Origin of the sequence: Nostoc sp. UIC 10630, from assembly GCF_010747425.1 — a bacterium.
In the GTDB taxonomy this organism is placed as follows: Bacteria; Cyanobacteriota; Cyanobacteriia; order Cyanobacteriales; family Nostocaceae; genus Nostoc.
Genome location: NZ_JAAGOG010000243.1, coordinates 1 through 10,159, shown reverse-complemented (window position 1 = coordinate 10,159; position 10,159 = coordinate 1). Strand labels below are relative to the sequence as shown.

General features: G+C 41.6%; 8 protein-coding genes. 6 read left to right on the top strand and 2 right to left on the bottom strand.

Annotated elements, in window-relative coordinates; translation table 11 throughout:
• Nucleotides 1–138 precede the first annotated feature (138 nt).
• On the bottom strand, nt 139–867 hold the full coding sequence (locus G1O98_RS33255; RefSeq protein WP_012412029.1) for a response regulator transcription factor RpaB: 729 nt from the start codon (nt 865–867) through the stop codon (nt 139–141).
• A 170-nt stretch (nt 868–1,037) separates the two neighbouring features.
• On the opposite strand from G1O98_RS33255, the gene radA reads away from it, so the two are divergent.
• The 4 genes from radA to G1O98_RS33235 all read left to right on the top strand — a co-directional run bounded on the left by radA (nt 1,038) and on the right by G1O98_RS33235 (nt 5,537).
• Entirely contained in the window at nt 1,038–2,564 is a 1,527-nt protein-coding gene (gene radA, locus G1O98_RS33250) for a DNA repair protein RadA (protein ID WP_163937562.1), read from the top strand.
• Between the two features lie 114 nt (nt 2,565–2,678).
• Nucleotides 2,679–3,386, top strand: a complete 708-nt coding sequence (locus G1O98_RS33245) for a Uma2 family endonuclease (protein ID WP_175586968.1) — start codon at nt 2,679–2,681, stop codon at nt 3,384–3,386.
• Nucleotides 3,387–3,504: 118 nt separating this feature from the next.
• The gene (locus G1O98_RS33240) at nt 3,505–3,699 is read left to right on the top strand and encodes a hypothetical protein (RefSeq protein WP_163937559.1); all 195 of its coding nucleotides are present in this window, start codon (nt 3,505–3,507) and stop codon (nt 3,697–3,699) included.
• 587 nt (nt 3,700–4,286) lie between these two features.
• Nucleotides 4,287–5,537 carry a serine/threonine-protein kinase gene (locus G1O98_RS33235; protein WP_163937556.1) on the top strand — a complete coding sequence of 417 codons (1,251 nt, stop codon included), beginning with the start codon at nt 4,287–4,289 and terminating at the stop codon, nt 5,535–5,537.
• Between the two features lie 385 nt (nt 5,538–5,922).
• Here G1O98_RS33235 and G1O98_RS33230 read toward each other — a convergent pair whose 3' ends face one another.
• Nucleotides 5,923–6,831 carry a DUF3365 domain-containing protein gene (locus G1O98_RS33230; protein WP_114081480.1) on the bottom strand — a complete coding sequence of 303 codons (909 nt, stop codon included), beginning with the start codon at nt 6,829–6,831 and terminating at the stop codon, nt 5,923–5,925.
• Nucleotides 6,832–7,125: 294 nt separating this feature from the next.
• On the opposite strand from G1O98_RS33230, the gene G1O98_RS33225 reads away from it, so the two are divergent.
• Both G1O98_RS33225 and G1O98_RS33220 read left to right on the top strand, forming a co-directional pair.
• Nucleotides 7,126–9,021: a serine/threonine-protein kinase gene (locus tag G1O98_RS33225; RefSeq protein ID WP_163937553.1), complete on the top strand. Its 1,896-nt coding sequence runs from the start codon at nt 7,126–7,128 to the stop codon at nt 9,019–9,021.
• A 134-nt stretch (nt 9,022–9,155) separates the two neighbouring features.
• Nucleotides 9,156–10,049, top strand: a complete 894-nt coding sequence (locus G1O98_RS33220) for a hypothetical protein (RefSeq protein WP_163937550.1) — start codon at nt 9,156–9,158, stop codon at nt 10,047–10,049.
• The last annotated feature ends 110 nt before the right edge of the window (nt 10,050–10,159 follow it).

Genomic DNA, 10,159 nt, shown 5'->3' with positions numbered 1-10,159 from the left:
GCTTTGGCTTTGGGCGTTAGTCCTCAAGAATTAGGGTTAGAACGCCACATTGTTTCTACAAAACCAGTGTTGCAAAAATTAGGGTTTTAATTGCTGTTAGTCAGTTGTCAGTTGTCATTAGTTCACAGTCAACAGTTTCTACTCTTCTCCTGGTTCAATTATGCGTTGGAACAGGTAGCCAGTACCGCGTGCGGTGAGAATCAGTTCTGGGTTACTAGGATCATCTTCTAACTTTGCCCGCAAACGTGATATATGCACATCTACTACGCGGGTATCTACATGACGTTCTGGTGTATAACCCCATACTTCCTGCAAAATTTCCGAACGAGAAAAAGCTTCTCCAGAGCGACTGACTAACAACTCTAACAAGCTGAACTCCATACCCGTCAATCGAATGCGCTCATCGCCTTTGTAGACTTGTCGCTTATTCGTATCGATTTTAATATTAGCGACATGGATTACCCCAGAACTGGGAATTCCAGAAGCACCGTTTTTATCTACTCGCCGCAGCACCGAGCGAATCCGGGCTTCTAGCTCTTTGGGGGAAAATGGTTTAACTACATAGTCATCAGCACCTAATTCTAGCCCGGTGATGCGATCGGCTACATCACCCAAGGCTGTTAGCATAATAATGGGGACATCTGATTCTTTTCGTAATTCTTGACATACACCATAGCCGTCTAGCTTTGGCATCATTACATCTAAAACTACCAGATCGGGCTCAGTTTTGCGAAAAGTTTCCAAAGCTTCTTCCCCGTCACCAGCCGTCACTACATCGTAGCCAATCATGGAAAGGCGCGTTTCCAAAATCCGGCGAATGCTGGCTTCGTCGTCTACCACCAAGATTTTTTCTTTATGGCTTTCCAAGTTTCTCTAGGCTCCTTGACTAAAAATTTACATGATTAATTTTTAATACCATAATATTAAGATATCATTCCATGAATTGATTTGGAAAAAGCTCTAAATGCCACTATCATTAGTTTCTAGTTTTTTTCAAGAATTAAGTAAATATTAAGATTATTTAATAAGATTTAAGAATGGCAAAGCCAAAAACCTTTTTCACTTGTAACGAATGTGGAGCAGAATCGCCCCAGTGGTTTGGTAAGTGTCCAGCTTGCGGCACTTACAACTCTCTAGAAGAACAAATTTCGATTCAATCCTCAGTAGATGTACCCAGTCGGGGGGGGGTGAGTAGTTGGCAATCAGCTCAAGGCAATGGCAAATCTCACAATAAACCAGCTAAAGCACGGGCTTCTTTAACATTCGATCAAATTACCGATCGCCAAATCGCTCGCTGGGAGTCTGGTTATGGAGAATTAGATCGAGTGCTTGGAGGTGGGGTTGTACCTGGCTCTATGGTGCTGATTGGTGGCGATCCAGGTATTGGTAAATCGACTTTATTGTTGCAAGTATCTAATCAATTAGCACAGAAATACCGCATCCTTTACGTAACAGGTGAAGAATCGGGACAGCAAGTAAAATTACGAGCTTCCCGTTTGGGAGTATCAAAACCCCTAAGTGTGGTTAATGAGGAGAAGGTAACAGTAGTAGTAGATCCTACACTACCCATAGACCCTGACAGTATTGGTGCAGATTTATATGTACTGCCAGAAACAGATTTAGAAGAAATTTTACGGGAAATAGATTCTCTAAAACCAAATGTGGCGGTGATTGATAGTATCCAAACGGTGTTTTTTCCGGCGCTGACTTCTGCACCCGGTTCAGTCGCTCAGGTACGAGAATGTACCGCAGCACTGATGAAGGTGGCAAAGCACGAAGATGTCACCATGCTGATTGTGGGACACGTTACTAAAGAAGGAGCGATCGCCGGGCCAAAAGTTTTAGAACATTTAGTTGATACAGTGTTGTACTTTGAAGGCGACCGCTTTGCCTCCCATCGATTATTACGCACAGTAAAAAACCGCTTCGGCGCAACTCACGAAATCGGCATCTTTGAAATGGTGACAGATGGATTGCGAGAAGTCTCCAATCCCTCAGAGCTATTTTTAGGCAACCGTGACGATCCCGCACCAGGTACAGCGATTGTGGTTGCTTGTGAAGGCACTCGCCCCATTGTTGTAGAATTGCAAGCTTTGGTGAGTCCCACCAGTTACCCTTCTCCTCGACGTGCTGGAACTGGCGTAGACTACAACCGTCTAGTGCAAATTCTCGCCGTCTTAGAAAAACGGGTGGGAATTCCCATGTCGAAGTTAGATTCCTACGTTGCTTCTGCGGGTGGGTTGAATGTGGAAGAACCGGCGGTAGATTTAGGAATAGCGATCGCAATCGTTGCCAGTTTCCGCGATCGCATCGTCGATCCCGGTACAGTCTTAATCGGTGAAGTTGGGCTAGGTGGACAAGTGCGATCGGTTTCCCAAATGGAACTGCGGTTAAAAGAAGCTGCTAAGTTGGGATTTAAAAGAGCGATCGTGCCCAAAGGGACAAAATTTCCTGACTTAAATATTGAAATATTACCCGTTTCTAAAGTCATAGATGCGATTATCGCCGCCATCCCGCATCAAGAATTGACAGCCGACGATTTAGAACCCGATGAAGATGAGTAACTACTGGGGACTGGGAAGTTGTTCCAAAATTTGGGAAGGGTCAAAGTAAATTCCATATTTTTACAAGTGAAAATCCAGTACCAATCCCTTTTACAGACCAGAGGAAAACCCATCATGACAACCCTCACCCAAGACTACCAAATCACTTGGGAAAAACTACCCGATGATTACAAACTCCCAGATGATCCAGTAGACAACATCAACCAACCAGCATTAGCTGCTGCACTCACGGAAAGCCTACAATTAGCCGGAAAAATTTCAGTTAACACCCTAACAACAACTAATTACGGCATTTGTGCCACTCTAAACAACAAAATAGTCATTAAAGCGCCTGATTGGGCTTTTATTGCCAAAATTAATGTTAGTAGAGAAGAATTAACACGCAGTTACACACCTAAATTACAGGGAGATATTCCCGTAGTTGTGATGGAATTTATTTCCGATACACAGGAAACAGAATATTCTATCAAAGCGACATATCCCCCAGGAAAATGGTTTTTCTACGAGCGCATTTTAAAAGTGCTAAACTACATCATCTTTGAGCCAGATAGCGGCAGTATCGAAATGTATCGCTTACACAACACAGAACAGTACATTTTGCAAGAGCCTGATGAAAATCAACGCTACTGGATAGCAGAAATGAATCTTTACCTTGGGGTGTGGCAAGGTACTCGTGAAAACCGCACAGGAAAGTGGTTACGGTGGTGGGATGAACAAGGAAACCTTCTACCTTGGGGAACAGAATTAGCCCAACAGGAACGCCAACGTGCTGAACGACTAGCAGCACAATTGTGGGCGGCGGGAATTGAGCCAGAAGATTAGACTTCCTGTAAATCATTTAGGTTTGCTAGATTTAGCGAAAAATTTGCTAAATCTAGCATTTTTTTATAAAGATGAAATTTTGAATAATACCAATTAAAGCCAAAACTTGAGAGTATTTTTGTTAATTATTATTGCTAATAATACCAAAGCTAAAGCTAATTTATTCCCGTTAAAACTTGAAAATTATGCCACTAGCAAACGACCTATGATTGCTGAACAAGAAGCTGCTCGAACCAAACAAAAAGCAGAACAATTAGTAGAACGTTTACGTCAGTCAAGTGTAAACACTGATGAAGCAGATAAATTATTGTAGCCTTCAAGAGTATTATTTATTACACGCAGTATAATTTTCGGCTTTGAAGAATCACCTAATACAGAAAGCTTTGGTAGCCAGTGCCGAAGTAGCTATCAAATAACAAGACTGGCTCCCCTAAAGATTAATTTTTGAGAGCGATCGCATATTCAGCACTTGAAATACATATAATATTTTATTTGGAGAAGTCTATAGAAACTTTAGTTTTTTCTCAAAAACCATGATGTCACGCTATATCCTTACTGTTCCAAAACTCAATCCTAATTGAGTTGCTAGGAATGAGATGTGGTTCAGCTACAACTTCAAAAGGTGATAACCTGAATATTCGCAGATATTACCGCAGACACTGATTATATCCCATCTGCTAAAATACGTAAGTACAAGTAGTATCATATAGCTACCCCTGTAAAAATTGTCTATTTGGTTACACAAGACCGTTCAAAGATTGTAGAAAAGTGTATTTCCTTGTGTTGATAGTGGTGCTAACCTCAATTTTAAGGATGTTATCAGCCCTTATCTGCTAGAGTTTCTGACTTTCAGCAAACTAGATAATTTATCAACAATAAAATCGCGAGGAGTGCGATGAGATGTCACAGTCGCCTATGACAAGACCAGAAATAGCTGCTGGAACTCTAATTGATAACCGCTATATTATCCAAAAACTTCTGGGACAGGGAGGATTGGGGCGAACTTACTTGGCATTTGACACTCGGCGGTTTAATGAAGCTTGTGTCCTCAAGGAGTTTGCACCCATTGGCACAGGGGAAAGTGGGCTGGAACAATATCGCAACCTATTTAAAAGAGAAGCAAAAATCCTTCATCAATTGCAACATCCTCAAATCCCCAAGTTTTTAGCTTGCTTTGAAGGAGATGGTCGGTTATTCCTAGTACAAGAGTATGTTGACGGCAAAACATATTCTAGGCTGCTGGGAGAACTTCAACGTCAAGGAAGAAACTTTTCTGAAGACGAAGTTATCCAGTGGCTAAAAAATCTATTGCCTGTTTTGGAATATGTCCATCAGCACAACATCATCCATCGAGATATTTCTCCTGATAATATCATGTTACCTGATGGCAAGGATCTGCCAGTGCTGATTGATTTCGGTGTTGGGAAGCAAATTGCTGACATGAACGAGGGGAAAAGTTCTAACCACCAAGTAACATTTGTTGGCAAAATGTCTCTTGTAGGCAAAGTGGGGTATGCACCTCGCGAACAGATTAGCTTAGGTTTATGCTCGGCTTCTAGTGACCTTTACGCCTTGGGAGTAACAGCTATTGTACTACTCACAGGTAGAGATCCATCTTTACTAATGGATCAATACTCACTTGAATGGAACTGGCGTTATTATACTTACGTTAGTGATGAGTTCGCTCAAGTACTTGATTGTATGTTGGCAGATAGACCTAACAAGCGATACCAAACAGCCAGGGAAGTTATCAAAGATTTAGAGCGGATTGGAGAACCAGAAGTAGCGATATCTCCTCCAGTCATACTTGATGATTTGCCTGCTACAGTATTTAATCCTGAATTTCAGGCTATGTCGGCAATATCGCAATCATACAACCAACCTGGAGAAACAATTTTTAGTCCATCTAGTTTACCTGCTAATGTACAAAGTGGGCAAATTGAACAACAACAACCTTCACTCCAACCAGGATTTATTAAACATTGTCAACAAGAATTAGCCTACCACATCGGGCCAATGGCAAATCTGATTATAGAAGAAATATTAGATGAGAATCCTTACATTTCACCTGATCAATTTGTTGAACTTATAGCCAACCAAATTCCTAACTTTCAAGCAGCTTTTGAATTCAAAAAAAGCTTATTTTCATAGATATCTAGACTACTCTGGCAATCCGATTTGATTTCTGTTCGCGCAGCATGGCATAGCCATGATTATTTGCGTAGCAAGGCAATAGTTAAAAAGCCTATTTGAGCTATACTAGATTTTTTCAAAATCAAATATGAGTCCTAGATCAATTTAGAAATAAGTTACAATCATTCAACTATTTCTAATAAGTTTACCTTTGTGAAGGGATGTAAATCTTGGTTATAAAACAATACGGTTCAGTTAGCCATAAAAACCTTAACCTACGATTTCCTTAACTGAACCGTATTGGGCTATAAAACTTAATTACGTTAGTGTAGAGCTTACTCTCACAGAGAAGCCAAGGTACGCGCAGCATCTTGACGAAGAGAGAACGTCATTACTAATTATTTTAATCCCCTGTGCCCCCCTGAGTGCGTTTGATTCTTTTCATTGCCATTTCTAAACTTAACTGCATCCGTTTAAAGGCTCTAGCTAAATTACCGATTTCATCATTAGACATCTGCTCGAATTCAACTTCCATGTGTCCTGTACTAACTTCTTCCGCTATGCGAGTCATGCGTTTGAGAGGAACAACAACCTGTCGATTCAAGAACAAGTTAACTAACAGGATAGTCGCTATAAATATAGTTGATACAATTAAGATAATTAGTAAAGAAGACTGATTTGCTTTGCTGATTACATTCTTTGCCGGTACTGATATAATTTGAGCGCCGACAATCTCATTCAGCTTCCACCCAAATCCATTAGCTGTGCCATAAAGAGTAATCATACTTTGAGGAGCAGCCTCTGGTACGCTATGACACTTCAGACAGCTTTCTTCAGAAACTTTTAAAGGACGAGCAATATAAAAAATATCCCCACTAGGAATTGAGCGAAATCCACTCACTTCTTTAAGGTCTGATTTATTTCTGAATCTTTCTACAATTTCCGTCTCAAAACCGTCAGCCTTATCCCGCAGATTTGTGGGATTGAGTGTTGCTTCTTTATAAAAGAAATCACGATATTCTGTTGTTTTCCGTAAAATCTCAAATACCTCCCGTGCTGAGTATCCAGGTACGGTTTGTGGCAAAAACTCAGTAGCCAATTTATCAACTAGCTCTGGATTCACTTGGGTACTGGTGTATTTACGAACAGAACTCATTGTTTGAATGAGAATGAGACCGGTAGAGCTAATATCTTGTTTAGCATTCTCTCTAAGCAAAGAAGAAAGAGCAAATCCACTCAAGCTCAAACCGAATGTCAGAATTACCAGTAGCAGAATTGTAAACTTTTGTTTCAGATTCAGATTCTTTAGCATAATTACAGATTACCTACAAGTCAAATTATTATGAACAAATATAGCGAAAGTCATCGTTTACTCTAACATGAGCAATCAACTCTCATACTTTGATCTAAAGGCAAAGTTTCGCTAAAGCTATTAGGGTATACACAACTTTATACTATTAGTAATTATCGAGGTTAATGAAAATGTTCTCTAAGTAACTAACTTCCAAAAATCTACAACAGCAATTCAAATGGAATTCCCAAAAATTCGGGTTGGCTGTTTTGATACTGTGCCAAAATAAATACCAGCAATTGTCAAATATTACTAATGGTGTGGAATGCAGGAAAGTCTTTATTCGGGGGACGCTACATTATCGAAAGCCAACTAGGTGAAGGCGGAATTGGCATTACTTATCTTGCCAGAAATCAACGGAATCAACTGCGAGTGATTAAAACCCTTAAAGAAGAAATCCTGAACCACCCCGCCTGGATACTCCACCGAAACAAGTTACGGCAAGACTTCCGTGATGAAGCAGTTAGGCTGGCTGTGTGTCACCATCCCCATATAGTAGAAATAGAAACCATCTTCGATGATGGGAATTTGCCCTGCATGGTGATGGAATACATCGAAGGCGAAGACTTAGGACAGTACTTAAGACGGGTTGGAGTGCTATCAGAAGCTGAAGCGCTGCTCTACATCAGACAAATTGGCGACGCTTTGACACTAATCCATTCTAAAGGATTGCTGCATCGGGATCTCAAACCACGCAACATTATGATCCGCATTGATAAATCTGAAGCAGTGCTGATAGACTTTGGCATCGCTAGAGAATTTATTCCTAATGTAATTCAAAGACATACAGTGTATCGCACTCCTGGTTTTGCCCCACCTGAGCAGTATGAATCAGAAGCGCCACGAGGAGAATACATTGATATCTATGCTTTAGCTGCTACTCTGTATAATTTGCTTACCGGAGTGATACCGACAAGTGCAGATGATAGACGGCACAATATTAATTTAGAACCACCACAATATTTTAATCCCAACATTAGCAATAGGGTAAATCAAGCTATTATGTGCGGCATGGATTTGGAGTCAACCTATCGTCCCCAATCTGTGCAGGAGTGGTTGGATTTATTGGGCCCTGAAAACGAGAAAAAGATAGCACCAGCAACATCCACCTTAGTGATAACGCCCAAAGTAAAATTACCTCCACCTGTTGTATTAGACCAGCAAAACTGGCAATGCGTACAGACCCTCAGAGGTCATTCTAGTATGGTTCATGCGATCGCTATTAGTCCAGATGGACAATTGATTGCTAGTGGCAGTAATGACCATACTATTAAACTTTGGCAACTGGGTACTGGCAAGCTAGTGCGTCAAATGGGTCGTTGGTCTTCTGGTCATTCTAGTATGGTTAATTCCGTCGCCTTTAGCCCAATCTCTTCAAACTTTTCTTATCAAGGAGATTCTGGCAAATCTGGGGGAGTTACAGACCTGAACCGGGGAATCTTAGCTAGCGGTAGTTGGGATAACACCATCAAATTGTGGGATGTAAACACCGGAAAAGAAATTCGCACTCTCACTGGTCATACTAACTGGGTGAATTCTGTTGCCTTTAGTCCAGATGGCAAGTTTCTTGTTAGTGGTAGTGCTGACTGCACAATTAAACTATGGCAAGTAAACACTGGTATAGAAATTCAAACTCTCACAGGTCATTCCGACTCAGTTTCGTCAATCGCTTATTCTCCGAGAACGGCTACAACGACGAACAGCCAGGATAGACAGCTTGTGGCTAGTGGCAGCAATGACTACACCGTCAAACTGTGGCAAGTATACACAGGCAGAAACATCTACACACTTACAGGTCATTCCTTCTTCATCAACTGTATCGCCTTCAGCCACGATGCAGAAATGATTGCTAGTGGCAGTGGTGACAACACAATTAAATTGTGGCATGTAAATACAGGCAGAGAAATTCGCACTCTCAGTGGTCATTCTGATTCAGTTTGGTCAGTTGCCTTTAGCCAGGATAGGCAATTTCTCGCTAGTGGCAGTTGGGACAACACTATCAAACTGTGGCATTTACACAGTGGTAGAGAAATCAGCACACTTACAGGGCATTCTAGCTATGTTCGATGTGTCGCCTTCAGTCCTGATGGACAAACCCTAGTGAGCGGTAGTGATGACGATACTATCAAGATTTGGCGACGGGGGAAATGAAGAAGTAGGGGAACGAGAGAGCAAAATCTACCTTATCCCCCTCTACATCTTCTAGCCCTACGATAGAACTGCGATCGCCCCAAATTTGTGACAATAATCACGGCAACCGTGATTATTGAACAATAAATAATTTTATGGGCTTTGGTATTGGTGATTTATTTTGGATTTTCCTGCTTCTAACTTCTTTGCAACCCCTTTGGCAAAAACGTCAAATAGAATATCGCCGCTTGCGTGCTTTACAAGAATTCCAACAAGAACGCAAAAGTCGGGTGATTTTGTTGATTCACCGCCAAGAGTCTATTAGCTTTCTGGGAATTCCCATATCTCGCTACATTACTATCGAAGACTCAGAACAAATATTACGAGCTATTCGCCTCACACCCCCAGATGTGCCAATTGACTTAATTTTGCACACTCCTGGTGGTTTAGTTTTGGCAACAGAACAAATTGCTAGAGCATTAATTCGCCATCAGGCAAAAGTCACAGTCTTTGTCCCGCACTACGCGATGAGTGGCGGTACAATGCTTGCCCTGGCCTCTGATGAAATTATTATGGATGCTAACGCTGTTTTGGGGCCAGTTGATCCCCAATTGGGTAATTACCCCGCAGCAAGTATCCTAAAAGTAATTGAAGATAAACCCATCAGTGAGATTGACGATCAAACTTTAATTATGGCCGACCTCTCACGCAAAGCAATTCAACAGGTACAGAGGTTTGTACGAACTTTGCTTAAAGACAGTATACCCAAACAAAAAGTTCTACCAGAAAATATCGAATCGATTATTGAAGCCTTGACAACCGGGCGCGTCACCCACGATTATCCCATAACTATTGAAGAAGCAACAGAAATGGGGCTGCCCGTAACTGTCGGACTGCCCCATTCTATTTATGATCTCATGGACTTGTACCCACAGGCGCAAGGAGGGCGACCAAGTGTGCAGTACATTCCGATGCCTTACAATGACCCCCGTCCAATTCTACCTATACCCAAGGGTAGACCCTTAGAAGAACCAAATCAGATGACTTGAGGGTCTTTGGGTAGGGGTTTTTGTGGAGACTAGGGTGTAGCCGTTGGTGTAGCCGTTGGTGTAGCCGTTGGTGTAGCCGTTGGTGTAGCCGTTGGTGTAGCCGTTGGTGT